Here is a 17,312-nt window from a genome sequence, read left to right on the forward strand (position 1 = left end):
ATGCCTCCGCGTGCCGCCGAGCTGCGCGTTGCCATCGTGTCCGACGCCGCACCCGAGCGCAACGGTGTCGGCGCCTATTACCGCGACCTCGCCGACCATCTCAGGGCCGCAGGGGTTCGAGTGGACTTGGTCGCCCCTCGCTGCCGCGCGGGATCCTGGTATGGCGGCTTGACGCTCCCGCTACCCGGCGACCCCACCCAGAAGATCGTCCTGCCCTCACCTTGGTTCGTGAGCAGGCGCCTCGATCGCCTCCGCCCGACTGTCGTCATCGTGCCGACTCCCGGACCATTCGGAATGCTCGGGATGCATCTGGCCGAGCGCAACGGGGCTGCGCTGGTGGTCGGATTCCATACCCACTTCGAAGCCCTGACGACGCTGTTCCAGAACTGGGGTATCGGCGCCCGCATCGCCAACGGATACCTCGGCGCCTGTCATCGGCTCCTTTTCGGCAAGAGTGATCTCGTCTTGGCAAACTCGTCCGAGATGATGGCGATTGCGCGATCGATCGGTGCGCGCCGCGTCAGCCTCATGGCGACCCCGATCCCGCAGCGGTTTCTCGATTTTCAGCCGGTGCCGGCGCGCCGAAACGTGACTCGCGTCCTTTTCGCCGGGCGTCTGGCGCCTGAAAAGAACCTGGACGCCATCGTCACCGCAGCGCGTCGACTCCCGGACATCGAGTTCCTGATCGTCGGAGACGGTCCCATGCGTGCGTGGGTCGAGGAGCAGTGCCGCGGGTTGCCCAACCTAAGACTCTCGGGCTGGGTGCGCCGCAGTCGGATCATGGCCCTTATCGACGAGATGGACGCCTTGATCCTGCCCTCGACGGTCGAGTCGTTCGGGACCATTGCGCTCGAGGCGATGGCGCGGGCACGCCCGGTGTTGGTCTCCTCGGCCTGCGGAATCCTGAGCTGGGATGTCCTGAGCCGGGGCATCTTCCGGATCCACGAGGGCGAGCACCTCGCCGACGCTTTGGCGCGGCTGCGCGACCTGGACCCTGCGATTCGCGAGCGCAAGGCGCGCCTGGGACGCGAAGGGGCCCGGGACATCAACCATCGCAACCTGCAACATTGGCTCGCGGTCTTGTCGGGTGACTATGCGGATTCGGTCGATGCCGAACACTAAGCCCGCAAACAGCTCGAACGGCGGCCACATCCGCGCGCTGGTTTCGGTGCACGACGTCATGCCCGAGACCCTGCCGCAAGTGGATCGCATCCTGTCCGTGCTCAATGAAGAAGGGATCGCTCCTGTCACGCTGCTGGTGGTTCCCGGCGCCGGCTGGAGCAGCGAGGGTATCGAGCGGCTGGACCGATTCCGAGCGAGGGGCTGCGAGCTTGCCGGCCACGGCTGGCTCCACCGCGTCGAGCGCATCACCGGATTAGCACACCGCATGCATTCGCGTCTCATCTCGCGGAACGTCGCCGAGCACCTTGCACTCGACCGGGTGGGCATCCATCGCCTGATCGCACGCTGTCACGCCTGGTTCGTCGACCAGGGACTCGGCGCCCCGGCACTCTATTGCCCCCCGGCTTGGGCGATGGGACCCATCCCGCGCTCGACGCTCGCAACACTGCCGTTCACACGCTACGAGTTATTCAGCGGCGTTCTGTCGGCCCAAACCGGACGGATGCATCCGGTCCCGCTCACCGGCTACGAGGCGGATACCGGGGTGCGCACGGTCGCCATCCGGGCCTGGAACCGACTCAATCGTCGGCGTGCGGCCCAGCGGGGCTGGATCCGCATCGGGATCCACCCCCACGATCTCGACCTGCGCCTCGCCGAGGATCTGCGTCGGGATCTTCGCCGCTTTCGCTGTCACGCCGGCTACTCGGAGATCGGTGCGGCCTAAACCGCGTCGCCTTGGATGCCCTTGATGTGCTCGGTATCTCCCTCCGATACCGACCACGCAGGCCTGGCCCGAAGAACGCGGCTTAACGCAGATGCCGCTGCAGCAGGTCTTCCAGAAGGCCTTGAGACGCCGCCTCGACCAGATCGAAGACCTGATCGAAACCGCCTGCCCCGCCATAGTAGGGATCGGGTACGTCCCGGACCCCGAGATCGGGCGCGAACTCCATAAAGAGCCGCAGCTTGGACTCCATCCCCGCGGGGCAAAAACCCGATAGGATGCGGTAGTTGTCTCGATCCATCGCCAACACATAGTCGAAGGACTCGAAATCGGAGCGCTCGGCGAGCCGGGCACGCAGATCGCCGATATCGATTCCGCGCTCGAGCGCTGTCGCACGCGCCCGCCGATCGGGCGGCTCGCCGACGTGATAGGCGTGTGTGCCGGCGGAATCGATCTCCACGCAATGCGACAGGCCGCGCTCGACGACCAGCTTCCGAAAGACGCCGTGCGCCGTCGGAGAGCGACAGATATTGCCCATGCACACGAAAAGCACCCTGACCTTCTGCGACTCAGTCTGTTTCGATTCACTCATGATGGTCTCGGCCCGACGAAATCGATCATGGCTGGTATGATATACCGAGCGCGCACGGGATTTTCGGAAAGCAAGCTGCGGCGAAAAACCTACCCGCGCTCGGTATCGACCGGCCTCACACGAACATTTCGGTGCATTGCCGATCCTGCGCAAGGCGCTGCCGCGTCCGGGCCCCGGCGGCGTGAGATCGAGGCCGCAGGTCAACTCGAGCATCGCTTTCACTGAAGGACTCGGCTCCCATGGAGAACACGCCAGACACGGCCGCTTTGGCCGATCAGATCGTCTCGCTGGCCGACGCGTTGGCGCGCCATCGGCTTGAGTTTCAAGCGGCAGAGAGCTCGCTTGTGACGCGAATCGCGGATGTCGACGACGACCGGCGCCTGACGACGAATCGGCTGCAGCGCGCGTGGCAGACACATCGCGAAGACATCGACGCCAGACTCAAGCATCAGGCATCGGTCTTCGCCGGAGCGCTCCTCTTGGTCGCCGCGATAATGGGTGGTGCCTTGTTCTTGACCTACGGCCAACTGGATTCGGCGCGCCGCGCACTGCTGGACGACGTCGCCCGGTTGCGTGTCGATTACGAGCAGCTCGCTGCCGTCGCGACTCAGGATGCGGCCCTCCAGGAGAGCTTGGACAGTCTGCGTGCATCGGTTGCAGCCATGTCGGAGTCCTTGCCGCTGCGATCCGAGAGCATTGGCCCGCAGCCTCCAACCGTTGAGACGGCACCGACCGAGCCAACCGAAGACAGCCCGGCGATCGCCGCGGAGGAGATTCAGGGCAAGCCGGCAGAAGATGCGTCGGCACCGACCGTGCCCGCGGTTCCGGAGTCAATCGCGGCTTCGACAACGCTCCGCGACGAGCTTGCCGAGTCGCCACCGGAAACGCCCCCGGCATCCGCGGACCTTGCCGCTGGAGTGACCGAGCCCGTACCCGAGGCACCACCCGAACCCAGCCCGGCAACCGACCTCCAACCGACCGGAGACCCGCTCCCTCGCGCCGAGGATGCCCCTCCGGAAGATATGGCGTCGACCGCTCGGACCCTCGAGACCGACGCAGAAACGGCGCAGTCGGTCTCGACCCGCATCGCCGAGGAGTCGGTGATGGTCGGGAATACGCCATTCGCCCTGCAACTGATCGGATTTTATTCGCTCGACGATCTGCTCGATTTCGCGCGCCGCGAAGCGCTGCCGTCCCGCGTCTACTTCCGCGAAGAGAGCTACCAGGGCCGGCCTTGGTTCGTCCTGATTCACGGCCTCTATGCGGACTATTCCGACGCATCTGCCGCGATCGACACGCTGCCGACTCAGCTGGCGATACTCGACACCTGGATCCGAAATTTTCCGCCCGAGACCAGGCTCGGAGTTCTCGACATCGTGCGGTAGCCGCTTTCGGCCAGACCGCTTCCAACGGGTGGTACGCATGTACGTTTTGTTGCTCAGCATTCATGGCCTGATTCGCGGACACGACCTCGAGCTGGGTCGCGACGCGGACACCGGAGGCCAGACGAAATACGTCGTCGATCTCGCCCGTGCACTGGCCGAGCGAGACGATGTCTCCCGCGTCGACCTGGTCACTCGCCGCGTGGTTGATCCGGCCGTCAGCCCGGATTATGCCGAACCCACAGAGGTGCTGAGCGAGAAGGCGCGCATCGTCAGGATCGACGCCGGACCCGAGGGCTACATCCCTAAGGAACAGCTCTGGGATCATCTCGACGGCTTCGTGGACAACCTCACCGCCTTCCTGCACGACGAAGGTCGGTGGCCGGGGATTATCCATAGCCACTATGCGGACGCCGGATACGTCGGCGTCCGGCTCTCCAATCTGGCAGGCATTCCCCTGGTCCACACGGGTCATTCATTGGGGCGCGACAAACGCCAGCGCTTGCTTGCTGCCGGGCTCGACGGCGAGCAGATCGACGCACGCTACAACATGGTGCGTCGGATCGATGCCGAGGAAAGCGTCCTGGGCACGGCGGAGCTCGTGATCACCAGCACCTACAACGAGATCGAAGAGCAGTACGCCCTCTACGACTACTACCAACCCGAGCGTATGGTCGTCATCCCGCCGGGTACGGACTTGGTCCAGTTTCATCCGCCTACGCAGGTTGATCCGCCGATCGGTTTCGCCGCAGACGTGGACCGCTTCCTCGACGCGCCCGACAAGCCTTTGATCTTGGCGCTATCCCGCGCCGATCACCGCAAGAATATCGTCGCGCTGCTCGAAGCCTACGGCGAATCGACCCAGCTTCAGGCGCTCGCCAATCTCCTCATCATCGCGGGGAACCGGGACGATATTCGCGACCTCGACGAGGGCGCGCGGACCGTTCTGACCGACGTCCTGCTGACCATCGACGCCTACGACCTCTACGGCAAGGTCGCAGCCCCCAAGCATCATCGCTCCGAGGAGGTGCCCGAGATCTATCGTCTTGTCGCTCGTTCCGGCGGCGTCTTCATCAATCCGGCCCTGACCGAGCCTTTCGGACTGACCCTCTTGGAGGCTGCCGCAAGCGGACTGCCGCTGGTCGCTACCGAGAACGGCGGGCCTGTGGACATCATCGGCAACTGCAAGAACGGTCTCTTGATCGACCCCTTGGATCGCCAGGCCATGGCCGACGCCCTGATTCGCATCCTGAGCGACGATGGCTTCCGCCGCGAGCTCATCCAAAACGGTCTGACCGCCGTGCGCGACCGCTACTCCTGGAAGGCCCACGCCGAGACGTACCGCGAACGGATCGCCCCGCTCACGAAGCGGGCCGAGCCGATTCCGGCCACGCCGCCCTTACGCCGGCGGCTTATCTACCGAGACCGCGCCCTCTTCACCGACCTGGATCAGAGCCTGCTCGGCAATAGCGAGGGGGTGCGGCTGTTCATCGAGATGATGCGGGCCAACAAGCGCTGCGCGAATTTCGGGATCGCGACCGGCCGCCGACTCGACACACTCCTCATCGAGCTCAAGCGCCACGGCATCCCGATTCCCGACGTGATGATCACCAGCCTCGGGACCGAGATCCATTACAGTGCCGCCCTGGTCGTCGACGACTTCTGGAGCGACCATGCGGACCATCTGTGGAATCCTCGGGTGGTCCGCCGCGCCCTGGAGGATGTGCCGGGTCTCGTTCCCCAACGCAGGACCGAGCAGAGTCGCTTCAAAATCTCCTACCACTACGACCCAAACGTGGCCCCGCCGGTCGAGGAGATCACCACCCTGCTGCGCACCCGCGAGCTGACGGTGAACGTCATTCACGCCTTCGGGCAGTTCCTCGACGTCGTGCCGATCCGCGCCAGCAAAGGGCAGGCGCTGCGGTATGTGGCCCATCGCTTCGGGATCCCGCTCGAGCACATCCTCGTCGCCGGAGGCTCGGGTGCGGACGAAGACATGATGCGCGGCAACACGCTCGCGGTCGTGGTCGCGAACCGTCACCATGAGGAGCTTTCGCGGCTCGTGGAGATGGACAACATCTATTTCGCCCGAGAGGCCCACGCGTTGGGCATCCTGGAAGCCATCGATCACTACGACTTCTTCGCGAGTTGTCGTGTGCCCGAGACGGCTGCGAATACATCAGGTATTGCGTCATGAAGCCACTGTTGCTCTGCACGGATCTCGACCGCACCCTCATCCCCAACGGCGCAGAGCCCGAGTCGCTCGACGCACGCCCGCGCTTTCGGCGCTTCGTGTCGCGACCGGAGGTGACGCTCGTGTACGTCACGGGCCGCCATCAAGCACTGGTGCGCGAGGCGATCGCCGAGTACGACCTGCCCGTTCCCGATACGGTCATCGGCGACGTCGGGACCAGCATCTTCAGGGTCACGGCGAGCGACTGGGAGCCGTTCGCGGACTGGCACGAGGAGATCGGTCGCGACTGGGGCGGCGTCGGTCGCGATCGACTCGCCGAGCGCTTCGCCGATCTCGAGATCATGCGGCTTCAGGAGCCGGAGAAGCAGGCGCCCTTCAAGCTCAGCTACTATGCCCCTGCCGACACCGACAGCGGTGCGCTTAAGTCCGAGCTGGAAGCCCGCCTGGTCTCGCTGGGGGTGAACGCCAGCCTGATCTGGAGCATCGACGAGGCGGCAGACATCGGATTGCTGGACGTGCTGCCCGCAGGGGCGACCAAATATCACGCCGTGGACTTTTTGATGCGCCGCCTCGGTCACGACGAGACGACGACCGTCTTTGCCGGCGACAGTGGCAACGACCTCGAGGTCTTGGTCAGCCCGATTCCTTCGGTGCTGGTCGCCAACGGTCACCCCGAGGTGCGGGAGCAGGCGCTGCGCCTTGCAGCAGCCAACGGACAGTCGGAGCGTCTCTACTGCGCACAGGGTGGCTGGTCCGGGATGAACGGAAACTACAGCGCGGGTATCCTCGAAGGTATTGCCCATTTTCGGCCGGATCTCGCGACCGAACCGACGAGATAGGAGCCAGCCCATGTCAGATTTGTCAGCCGAGCAACCGATCGTCGACATCTTCGGCGAGGTCCTCTTTGACTGCTTCCCCGGAGGTCGACGCGTCCTCGGCGGAGCGCCTTTCAACGTCGCCTGGCATCTGCGCGCCTTCGGGACATCGCCACGACTGATCAGTTCGGTCGGCGACGACCCGGAAGGCAAACAGGTGCGCCGCGCGATGCAGGACTGGGGGATGGACACGAGCACCCTGCAAACCGATCCGGATCATGCCACCGGCGAGGTGCGGATCACGCTCGAGGAGGGCGAGCCGACCTACGACATCATTCCCGATCGCGCCTTCGACCATATCCGCACCGTCGACCTTCCGCCGGCCGGGGAGCTGCTCTATCACGGCACGCTGGCCCTGCGCCGCCCCGTCTCCGCCGCGGCGCTGAAGGCGCTCAAGGCACGCGGCCACGGCATACGCTTCCTCGACGTGAATCTTCGCGACCCCTGGTGGTCTGCCGACGAGACCCGCGCACTGTTGCAGGATGCCGACTGGGTCAAGCTCAACCGCGGCGAGCTGACCCTCCTGGCGGACGGCTCCGGCGCGAACACCGAAGACATCGATGATGCGCAGCTCACGCTACTGGCGTCGGCATTCCTTGCCCGACACGACCTGACCGGGCTCGTCGTCACACTCGGCGGCGACGGTGCCTTCGCACTCGGCCGCGAGACCTCGCCGGTGCGCGTCGCTCCGGCACCCGCGCTCACGGTCAAGGACACGGTCGGCGCGGGCGACGCCTTCGCCTCCGTGCTCATCCTCGGCATCGTTCGACGCTGGCCGCTCGAGGCGACCCTGGAGCGGGCTCAATCTTTCGCCTCTCGCATCGTCGAGCAGCATGGCGCAACGGCTGCCGATCCCGCACTCTATCGGCCTTACCTCGATCAATGGGGTATTTGAACCGCGATCAACAGTTCATGCGCGGATCGCCACCCACCGACAGCGGTCACTCCCTTGCAAGGATCGGCGCCGCGCGGTTCAAAGATTCAAATACTTAAATGATTTTGAACTGCGTCTCCGCCGAGACGATGGGTGGCCGCCAGACCCACAAAAAACAATTCACAGCACTCACAGACTCCGGACGCAGTTCAAATGTACGAACAGGTTTCACACGCCCTTCTCAACGACATTCTCGATGAATTCGACCGCGAGATCTGTCGCGAGGATCTTCGGCACTTCTACACACGCCTCGGCGCCAATTTCTACGCCATCCATTCGCTGTTTTTCCATCTCTACGGTCATCGCGAAGACTTCAAGGCTCAGATGGTGCACCTCACCGAGCGTCTTGCTCGAGCCTATATCGACCGCCCGGCGGCGCTCAAGCAGGTCGACATGGCGCGCGAGGAGGACCACAACTGGTTCCTGAGCCAACAATGGGTCGGCATGGCGCTGTATTCGGACGGATTCGCCGGCAACCTGCAGGGACTCAACGAGCACCTGCCCTACCTGCAAGAGCTCGGCGTCAACATTGTTCATGTGATGCCGATCCTCAAATGCCCGCAAGGCGCGAGCGACGGCGGCTACGCGGTCAGCGACTTCCGCGACATCGACCCGCGTGCCGGCACTGTCGAGGACGTCCGGGTACTCGCGGACTCCATGCGTCAGCGGGGCATGTTGCTCACGCTCGATGTGGTGGTGAATCACACCTCCAACGAACATGAATGGGCGCAGCGCGCCCGCGAAGGCGATCCGGATTACCAAAACCTGTATTACTGCTTCCCCAACCGCGACGTCCCCGACATGTTCGAGGCGACGATGCCCGAGATCTTCCCGGAGAACGCCCCGGGCAACTTCACCTGGGACGAGGAGATGGGCAAGTGGGTGATGACGGTCTTCAACAACTATCAATGGGATCTGAACTATTCCAACCCTGCCGTCTTCATCGAGATGCTCGATATCATCCTCTTCTGGGCCAACCAGGGGGCGGACATCGTGCGGTTGGACGCGGTCGCCTTCCTCTGGAAGAAGATCGGTACGACCTCGCAAAACGAGCGCGAGGCGCACCTGATCCTGCAACTCATGAAGGACTGCTGCCAGGTCACGGCGCCGGGCGTGCTCTTCATCGCCGAGGCGATCGTGGCCCCATCGGAGATCATCAAATACTTCGGCGAGGATGCAGTCATCGCCAAGGAATGCGAGATCGCCTACAACGCCACCTTCATGGCCCTGCTTTGGGACGCCGTCGCGACCAAAAACGCCAAACTCCTCAATCAGGGCATCAAGAGCCTGCCGAACAAGCTCGATCGAGCGACCTGGTTGAATTACCTACGGTGTCACGACGACATCGGCTTGGGTTTCGACGACGCCGACATCCGCGCATGCGACTACGACCCCTACTCGCACCGTCGTTTTCTGGTGGATTGGTATACCGGCGCCTTCGAGGGCTCCCCGGCGCGCGGGAGGCCGTTCGGCGTCAACCTCAAGACCGGCGATGCCCGCATTGCCGGCGCGCTCGCATCGCTCGCGGGTCTGGAATCGGCACTCGAGGCCGAGGATCAGCATGCGATCGATCAGGTTGTGGATCTCATCCTGATGCTGCACGCCATGATCCTCTCGTTCGGCGGCATCCCCCTGCTCTGGTACGGAGACGAGATCGGCACGCTCAACGACAACTCCTTCCTCAACGACACGCACAAGGCGAGCGACGCGCGCTGGATCCATCGTCCACGGATCGACTGGGCGCGCGCAGAACGACGTCATATCAGCGGGACCGTCGAACGCAGCCTTTTCGACGGCCTGAAACGGCTCATCGCCGTGCGCAAGGACACGCCGGCATTCGCCGACTTCAACAACCGCGAGCTCATCGACGTCGAGAATCCGCATCTCTTCGTCTTTCTGCGCACCCATCCGAGCCTGGCCGCCAACTCGGTCTTGGTCGCGGCGAACTTCGACGCCAAACCTCAATATCTGGATCTCGACACCCTGAATCGACGCGGCCTCTTTCGTTACGGACAGATCATCGATCTGGCCTCGGGCGAATCACCCGCCGTCTTCAACAACCGGGTGGTGGTCCCGCCCTACCATTTTTACTGGCTGTCCAACCAACGCCCGGGGGCGTTCTTCGACGGAAGCCCGCTCCGAAGCTGATCGGACCGCGTCTTCGGGGCGGATGGATCGATACGTCGGGATCCTCGCTCAGCTTGTACGGCGCCAGTTTGCAACGGCGCCGTCCAAGCTCGCTCGGATACTCGAGAGAATGCGCTCGATCGGCTTCTTGCGAACGCGGTATTTGAGCTTGAGGAGATCCATTTCACTGTTCGCGGCGAGAAGGAAGTCGTCGCTGGTCTGGATGGCATCCACCAGACCGAGCTCGACCGCACGTTGGCCGTGCCAATACTCGCCGGTGGCCGCGCGGTCGAGGTCAAGTGCCGGACGATAGGTCGCGACGAATGACTTGAAGAGTGCGTGCGTTTCTTCCAACTGCTCGCGAAGCTTTTGACGACCCTCGTCGGTGTTTTCGCCGAAGAGCGTGAGCGTGCGTTTGTACTCGCCGGCGGTATGGAGCTCGAAGTCGACCCCGTAGCGTTCCAGCAAGCGATGAAAGTTGGGCAACTCGGCCAATACACCGATCGAGCCGATGACCGCAAAGGGCGCGGCGATGATGCGCTCCGCCACACAGGCCATGAGATATCCACCGCTGGCGGCGACCTTGTCGACCGCGACCGTCAGCGGAATGCCCTTGTCGCGGATGCGGGCCAATTGCGACGCGGCCAGCCCGTGATCGCTCACGAGACCACCCGAGTTGTCCAGACGCACCAAGACCTGATCGCCATCGCGAGCCTCCATCAGGAGGGTCGTCACCAACACCCGCAGCGCTCCGACCTCGCTGGCCCGGATGTCGCCGTTGAACTCGATGACGAAGAGCCGCTTGCGATCGGCATGCCCCGCCTTCTCGCGGGCCTTCTCCTCCTTGTGCTCCGCCTTTCGGTACGCCTTGAACGCCTTCTTCGAGAGCGAAAACGCCTTCAGCTCAGAGGTCAGATCGCGATAGCGCTGGTTGAGATCGGTGATCTCCAACTGCTCCGAGTCGCCGTGGCCGCCTTGTCGAAGGCGCATGGCAAGGATCAGCAGCACCGCAATTCCGAACAGGATCGTGATCGTCTTGGCCAAAAAAAGCCCGTATTCGAGCACGACTTGAATCAGTGACTCCATCAGCGGCAACTCCTCGCCCGGAAAGTTCGTGGATATTGCGTAAGACCTCGCAACCTAACAGGAGAACAAACAACCGAACGCGCAAATCTCGCCGCCCGACCGCTCACCCGGTGCTCACTCGACTGATCAATAGAATGGATGCCACGGGATTTGATCATTGACGTCATGCCGCGCTCCTCGCCGGGCGATCCGCGGACGGCTCGTAAAAGGGGCGTCCTTCGACCGGGATCTTATCCTTCAACCGTGCGTTCGCGAGACTGTCCCAATGGAGGAGGTCCACCTTGAACACCAGCGGCAAGTCGTCGATCTCGTTCCAGAGACGGGCGAATTCCTGGTCGCTCATCCGGGGCGCGATCACGGCCAGATCGATATCCGAACCCGCCCGCTCTCGCCCCTTGGCCCGCGAGCCGAAAATCAGTACGCGCTCGATGCCGGGATAGCGCGCGAAAACACGGATGAAGTCGGCGCGGATGCGCTCCGAAAGGCCAAAGGTCAAGGTTGACTCTGCCATGCTACGGCCTCGCGTGCCAATGCCTGAAATCGCGCCAGGGCCTGGTTTCCGATGAAGGCATACACCTCGTCGGCCAGACGTTCGTCATAGGTGTGGCTGGTGAGATTGCGATAGCGCTGGATCTCGCTCCAGGCATTGCCATCGTCAAGCAGGGCGGCCTGCAAGGATTCCCGCAGAGCTTGCCTTGGGGTGAGTGCACTGATGCCCTCCTGTTCCAGCTTGAGCTTGAGCATCTTCCAGGCCAGCTCGTAACAGAATTCAAAGCGTTGAATGACGGCATCGCGCGTGAATTCATTAAATGGTTGCGCCACCGCCCGTTCGAGCTGATGTACACCCTTGAGGAAATCCGCTGTACGTTCGTTCAGTCGTTCAATGTCCATGACCGTCTCGGCTGAATTCAACGGAGCCTAACTCGGCCTGCCGGAATGATCGATCCGTCCTTGCAGGCCAATACCAATCGATGCCGGGAGGACGATCCCGACCCTGAGCCTGCCCCTCACAAGCCTCATCCGATCCCACTCTGCAGCCGTCAAACCGCTATGGGCGCGCGAATCGCGGGATCCGGCTCATACCCGACAATCTCGATATCCTCGAAACGGTAATCGAACAGGCTCGGCGGACGACGCAGCAGACGCAACCGCGGCAGCGCCCGAGGCTCGCGCCCGAGCTGCGCGAAGACGATGTCGTCGGTCAGATGATTGCGGTAGAGATGCAGGTCGCCGAAGGTATGGATGAATTCGCCGACCTGCAGATCGCACTGGTGCGCGATCAGATGGGTCAACAAGGCGTAGCTGGCGATATTGAAGGGGACGCCGAGGAAGAGATCGGCACTACGCTGATAGAGTTGGCAGAAGAGCCGCCCTTCGGCGACGTAGAACTGAAAGAGACAATGGCAGGGGGCAAGCGACATACGCCCGGCATGCACGTTGTCGCGCGGACTGCGGGTCTCGTCAGGAAGATCCGCCGGATTCCAGGCCGAGACCACCAATCGACGCGAATCGGGTCGGATCCGAATGGTCTCCACCAGCTCGGCGAGCTGGTCGATGACACGACCGTCCGGACAGGCCCAACTGCGCCACTGGGCACCATAGATGGGTCCGAGACTTCCGTCCTCGGCGGCCCATTCGTCCCAGATCGTCACGCCGCGATCCCGCAGCCACCCATTGTCCGTCGAGCCGGCCAAGAACCACAGCAACTCGTGGATCAGGCTCTTGGTATGCACCCGCTTGGTGGTCAACAGCGGAAAACCCTGCGTCAGATCGAAGCGCACCTGACGACCGAACACCGAGCGCGTCCCCACGCCCGTACGGTCGGCCTTGTCAATACCGTTGTCGATCACGTCGCGCAGCAGATCGAGATAGACGCGCATCCGTCAGACCGTCGCCGGCCCGAGCAGAAGGGAGTGCCCGTCCATCTGTTCCGGGATGGGGATGCCCATCAGATGCAGGACCGTGGGCGCGATGTCCTTGATCCCGCCGCCAACCGAGAGGCGCCAAGGCACCTCGTCGATCACCAGACAGGGCACCGGGTAGATCGTGTGTTGGGTATGGGGGTCACCCGTGACCGGATCGACCATCTCGTCGCAGTTGCCGTGATCGGCGGTCAGGATGACCGAGTAGCCAGAATCCACGGCCGTATCGAGCACCCGGCCGACCTCGCGATCGAGTGTCTCCACGGCGGCGATCACCGCCTCGCGAACGGCCGTATGACCCACCATGTCGCCGTTGGCGAAATTCACCACGATAAAAGGAAAATCGCCGCCGCGCAGTGCTTCGATGACGGCATCCGCCACCCCGGGCGCGCTCATCTCCGGCTTCAAATCGTAGGTGGCGACCTTCGGCGAGGGGATGAGCGCGCGCTCCTCGCCGGGGAAGGGGTCGCCCCGCCCGCCGTTGAAGAAGAAGGTCACATGCGCGTACTTCTCGGTCTCGGCGCAATGAAACTGCGCGATACCGTCGTCGCTCAGGATCTGCCCGAGGGTCGTTTTCGGCGTATCGGTGTCGAAGGCAAAGGGCAGGCCGAACCAGGGGTCGTACTCCATCATTCCGGTGACCTGGACCTGGGTGACGCCGCGGCGATCGAACTTGTCGAAATCCGGCTGGTGCAAGGCCGAAACCAGTTGTCGCGGACGGTCCTTGCGGAAGTTGATGTGGATCACCTGATCGCCGTCGCGGATCGGCTCGGCGCCTGCAACAACCGTGGGACGGATGAACTCGTCGTCCTCGCCCGCGGCGTAGGCCGCCTCGATCGCCTCCCGCGCGCTCTCGGCATGCCGGCCTTCGCCGTCGACCATGGCCCGCCAAGCCATCTCGGTACGATCCCAACGATTATCCCGATCCATCGCGTAATAGCGTCCGCTGACGGTGGCGATCCGCCCGCCCGAGGTCTCCAGCGCCTCGTCGAGACACTTGAGATAACTCCGGGCCGAGCGCGGCGGGGTATCCCGACCGTCCGTGAAGACATGGACCATCGGGCGCGCACCCTGACGCTTGCACAGCTTGATCAACGCTGCCAGATGACGGACATGACTATGGACACCCCCGTCGGAGACCAGGCCCATGAGATGAATCGGCCGCCCTTGCTCCGCTGCCGCACGGGCCGCATTCACCAAGGCATGGTTGTCGAAGAAGCTGCGGTCGTCGATCGCGCGATCGATCAGGACCAAATCCTGGAGCACGACACAGCCAGAGCCGATGCACATGTGCCCCACCTCGGAGTTGCCCATCTGACCGTCGGGGAGCCCGACCGCCAGCCCGGAGGCCTGCAGCGCGGTGTGCGGATAGCTCGAGAGATACCGATCGAGGTTCGGCGTGTCGGCGAGTACGACCGCGTTGTTGGCCTTGGCCGGATTCAGACCGAAACCGTCCAAGATGATCAGGATGACCGGGCGTCCTGGGACCTTCTTCCTCGGCTGACTCATCTCTCGCTTACTCCTCTACCGTCGGGGTGGACCATTGTAGACATTCGGGAGGATACGTCGCCCGAATTTCGATCGCATCCGACGGCGTGTCGAACGGACCTGCGATAATCGGGAAAGCTCAGGTCGACGGGTTTATCATCCTCATGTGGGTCTAATGATCGGATCCAGCCATCACAACACAAGCTCCTGAATGCGGGGCAAGCGGAGGAACCATGCAGACCGATCGAATCATCGCTTTCGTCATGGCCGGTGGCCAAGGCTCGCGACTCCAGCCGCTGACCACGGCACGCTCCAAGCCGTCGGTACCGTTCGGCGCCCGCTACCGCATCGTCGACTTCGTGCTCAGCAACCTGGTCAACTCCCAGATCCAGACCATCTATCTCCTGGTGCAGTACAAGTCGCAATCCCTCATCGAACATGTCCGCAAGGCCTGGACCATCTCGCCCTTGCTGCAGAGCCAATTCGTGACCGTCGTACCACCCCAGATGATGTCGGGGACGCATTGGTTCCAGGGCACGGCCGACGCGGTCAATCAGAACATCGCGCTGATCGAGGAGCATCGGCCCGACCTGGTAGCCGTCTTCGGAGCCGATCACATCTACCGCATGGACATCCGACAGATGGTCGATTTCCACAAGGCGCGCAACGCCGACGTGACGATCGCAGCCTTGCCGGTACCGCTCGCCGAGGCGTCGAGCTTCGGCGTGATCGCCGCGGACGAAGAGGGTCGGATCAACGCCTTTGAGGAAAAGCCTGCGAATCCCTCCCCGCTGCCCGGCGATCCGAGCATGGCCTTCGCCTCGATGGGCAACTACATCTTCGACGCAAAGGTCCTGATGCAGGCACTCAAGGAGAGCGAGGCCGCCGGCGAATCGGACTTCGGCCAGCATGTGCTTCCGCGGCTGCTCAACACCCATCGACTCTTCGCCTACGACTTCGCGACGAATGTCATACCGGGGGTGCACCCCTACGAGACCTCGGTCTACTGGCGCGACGTCGGCACCATCGATGCTTATTTCGACGCCCACAAAGATGTCCTTGGCGGCGAACCGGTCTTCGACATGTTCAACCCCGAGTGGCCCATCTATTCGAGCGGCTATCAGGGACCTGTTGCTCGGGTGCTCGGCGGCGAGCTGCGCAATACCCTCCTGGGCGCGGCGACCATGATCCACGAGGGTGCTCGACTGACCAACTCGATCATCCGGCGTGAGACCGTGATCGAAGAGGACGTTGTCCTCGAGGACTGCATCGTCATGGACTATGTCCGCATCTGCCGCGGCGCTCGCCTGCGCAACGTCATCGTCGATCGGCACAATGTCATCGAGGCCGGCGACCGGATCGGTTTCGATCCGGTGAAGGATCAGCAACGCTTCCATGTCACTGCAGGGGGCGTGACCGTGGTTCCGATGGGGCGCGTCAGCTATTTCGCACGCGACACCCGCGGCACCGGACGCGGCGGCTATTCCGAATAGCGTCAGCGCGGGAGTGGTGTATGGCGGATGCGAATCGCAAGACGGTCCTCGTTACCGGAGCCAACTCCGGGCTGGGAAGAGCCCTCGCTGAGTCCTTTGCCCGCGACGGGACGCGCGTCGGAATGCTTGCCCGAAACCGGTCGCGCGGTCGGGCCGCCCGAGACGACATCGTTGCCGCAACCGGCAATCGAGACATCCATCTCTTCATCGCGGACCTTGGCAGCCAGCAGGAGGTTCGCCAAGCCGCGACGGACATCCTCGACCGCTTCGAACGCATCGACGTCCTGATCAACAATGCCGGAACCGCCTATGCAAGCCGCCGGATCAGCCCGGAGGGCATCGAGCGCTCGCTGGCCGTCAACCATCTCGGCCCTTTTTTGCTAACCGGCCTCCTGCTCGAGCGCATCAAGGCCAGCGCGCCCGCCCGCATTATCACTGTCGGAACCCGCATCGACACCGCGATGGATTTCGACGACCTGGACTGGACACGGCGCCGCTATCGCATGATGCAGGCCTACGGCCAGTCCAAGCTCGGCAATCTGCACTTCACCTTCGAGCTTGCGCGGCGGCTTGCCGGCACCGAGGTGACCGTCAACTGCGTCTTCCCGGGCGTCTTTCGATCCAACCTCGGCGGATCGGACGGCGCACAAGGTGTCTTCTGGAAATCAGTCGACCTGCTGCTCGGTTGGGCCCTGCCGACCCCGACGCAAGCCGCCGAGCGTGTGCTCTACGCGGCCCGATCACCCGACCTGGACGCAGTCACGGGGCAGTATCTCGGAGACCGTCGGCCCATCAAGGCACCGTCTCAGGCGCTCGACCCCGGCGCCAATCGGCGACTCTGGGACATCAGCGAGAGACTCGTCGGTTTCGTCCAAGACACCGAGCCGTCTTAGGTTTGAGCGCTGCGGCTCGTCTCATCGGCGGCCAACGGGAAAGCCAGGGATCGAAACGCCGTCTCAGGCGGGCAGTAGGCTGCCCGGGACCCCGTCTGCACGCTTTTGCCGGATGTGCTCCCAAACCTGTTCGTGGAAAAAATAGACCACCGTGTTGATCGCAGGCTCGACCAGGGCGATCGCCCCGCCGACCAGGAGGCTGCCGCTCAACAGGTAGGCCACGCTGAACGCCACCGTCATGTGCAGGATCGCGAACGTGATCGTTTTGGCCATGTGAGTGCTCCTTTTCAACGCTTTGGCAGGAGCATAGCGGCGATGCGTCAATCTTAAAAATCGATTGTTCTTAACTTGGCGATCGTAAACGACAATCAAATAAGCCGCAGGCGCGTGACCCATGAGGTCGCCCGTCTGCCGCGGCCGGTCAAAACCTCGAGTCTCGGATCACACCCTCGTTGACCGCACGGCGCGGAGCGCCACGGGGCA

At 63.3% G+C, this 17,312-nt stretch carries 16 protein-coding genes; 9 read left to right on the forward strand and 7 right to left on the reverse strand.

Translation table 11 applies throughout. From position 1 onward, the window contains the following. Together LT988_RS06515 and LT988_RS06520 are read left to right on the forward strand one after the other, a co-directional pair. Positions 1-1,122 (forward strand): glycosyltransferase, encoded by a 1,122-nt coding sequence (locus LT988_RS06515; protein WP_232409402.1) that lies wholly within the window; start codon positions 1-3, stop codon positions 1,120-1,122. After that, complete coding sequence (locus tag LT988_RS06520; RefSeq protein ID WP_232409403.1) at positions 1,109-1,846, forward strand: polysaccharide deacetylase family protein; 738 nt, start codon at positions 1,109-1,111, stop codon at positions 1,844-1,846. Before LT988_RS06515 ends, LT988_RS06520 begins: the two co-directional genes overlap by 14 nt. A gap of 82 nt (positions 1,847-1,928) precedes the next feature. Here LT988_RS06520 and LT988_RS06525 read toward each other — a convergent pair whose 3' ends face one another. Beyond that, complete coding sequence (locus tag LT988_RS06525; protein ID WP_232409404.1) at positions 1,929-2,435, reverse strand: low molecular weight protein-tyrosine-phosphatase; 507 nt, start codon at positions 2,433-2,435, stop codon at positions 1,929-1,931. Between the two features lie 239 nt (positions 2,436-2,674). Here LT988_RS06525 and LT988_RS06530 point away from each other — a divergent pair, with 239 nt between their 5' ends. From LT988_RS06530 to LT988_RS06550, 5 genes are all read left to right on the forward strand, one after another. Next, complete coding sequence (locus LT988_RS06530; protein ID WP_232409405.1) at positions 2,675-3,820, forward strand: SPOR domain-containing protein; 1,146 nt, start codon at positions 2,675-2,677, stop codon at positions 3,818-3,820. 37 nt (positions 3,821-3,857) lie between these two features. Next, entirely contained in the window at positions 3,858-6,014 is a 2,157-nt protein-coding gene (locus tag LT988_RS06535) for an HAD-IIB family hydrolase (protein ID WP_232409406.1), read from the forward strand. Continuing rightward, complete coding sequence (locus tag LT988_RS06540; RefSeq protein WP_232409407.1) at positions 6,011-6,850, forward strand: HAD-IIB family hydrolase; 840 nt, start codon at positions 6,011-6,013, stop codon at positions 6,848-6,850. Before LT988_RS06535 ends, LT988_RS06540 begins: the two co-directional genes overlap by 4 nt. 10 nt (positions 6,851-6,860) lie before the next feature. Further along, on the forward strand, positions 6,861-7,781 hold the full coding sequence (locus tag LT988_RS06545; protein ID WP_232409408.1) for a PfkB family carbohydrate kinase: 921 nt from the start codon (positions 6,861-6,863) through the stop codon (positions 7,779-7,781). Between the two features lie 192 nt (positions 7,782-7,973). Next, positions 7,974-9,968, forward strand: a complete 1,995-nt coding sequence (locus LT988_RS06550) for an alpha-amylase family glycosyl hydrolase (RefSeq protein ID WP_232409409.1) — start codon at positions 7,974-7,976, stop codon at positions 9,966-9,968. A gap of 48 nt (positions 9,969-10,016) precedes the next feature. On the opposite strand, the gene sohB is transcribed toward LT988_RS06550, so the two are convergent. The 5 genes from sohB to gpmI form a co-directional block, all read right to left on the reverse strand. After that, a complete protein-coding gene (gene sohB, locus LT988_RS06555; protein WP_232409410.1) occupies positions 10,017-11,033 on the reverse strand; it encodes a protease SohB in 1,017 nt (338 codons plus the stop codon). Between the two features lie 163 nt (positions 11,034-11,196). After that, entirely contained in the window at positions 11,197-11,544 is a 348-nt protein-coding gene (locus tag LT988_RS06560; RefSeq protein WP_232409411.1) for a nucleotidyltransferase family protein, read from the reverse strand. Then, positions 11,526-11,924, reverse strand: a complete 399-nt coding sequence (locus LT988_RS06565; RefSeq protein WP_232409412.1) for an HI0074 family nucleotidyltransferase substrate-binding subunit — start codon at positions 11,922-11,924, stop codon at positions 11,526-11,528. The genes LT988_RS06560 and LT988_RS06565 overlap by 19 nt, the downstream gene beginning before the upstream one ends. Positions 11,925-12,073: 149 nt before the next feature. Continuing rightward, positions 12,074-12,913, reverse strand: coding sequence for a thymidylate synthase (locus tag LT988_RS06570; protein WP_232409413.1), 840 nt, complete (start codon positions 12,911-12,913; stop codon positions 12,074-12,076). A gap of 3 nt (positions 12,914-12,916) precedes the next feature. Beyond that, positions 12,917-14,464, reverse strand: coding sequence for a 2,3-bisphosphoglycerate-independent phosphoglycerate mutase (gene gpmI / locus LT988_RS06575; protein WP_232409414.1), 1,548 nt, complete (start codon positions 14,462-14,464; stop codon positions 12,917-12,919). A 212-nt stretch (positions 14,465-14,676) separates the two neighbouring features. Here gpmI and LT988_RS06580 point away from each other — a divergent pair, with 212 nt between their 5' ends. Then, the gene (locus LT988_RS06580; RefSeq protein WP_232409415.1) at positions 14,677-15,936 is read left to right on the forward strand and encodes a glucose-1-phosphate adenylyltransferase; all 1,260 of its coding nucleotides are present in this window, start codon (positions 14,677-14,679) and stop codon (positions 15,934-15,936) included. 20 nt (positions 15,937-15,956) lie between these two features. After that, positions 15,957-16,829, forward strand: a complete 873-nt coding sequence (locus LT988_RS06585; protein WP_232409416.1) for an SDR family oxidoreductase — start codon at positions 15,957-15,959, stop codon at positions 16,827-16,829. A 63-nt stretch (positions 16,830-16,892) separates the two neighbouring features. On the opposite strand, the gene LT988_RS06590 is transcribed toward LT988_RS06585, so the two are convergent. Beyond that, on the reverse strand, positions 16,893-17,102 hold the full coding sequence (locus LT988_RS06590; RefSeq protein ID WP_232409417.1) for a DUF2061 domain-containing protein: 210 nt from the start codon (positions 17,100-17,102) through the stop codon (positions 16,893-16,895). Positions 17,103-17,312 lie beyond the last annotated feature (210 nt).

The organism is Thiocapsa bogorovii (assembly GCF_021228795.1).
Lineage (GTDB): Bacteria > Pseudomonadota > Gammaproteobacteria > Chromatiales > Chromatiaceae > Thiocapsa > Thiocapsa bogorovii.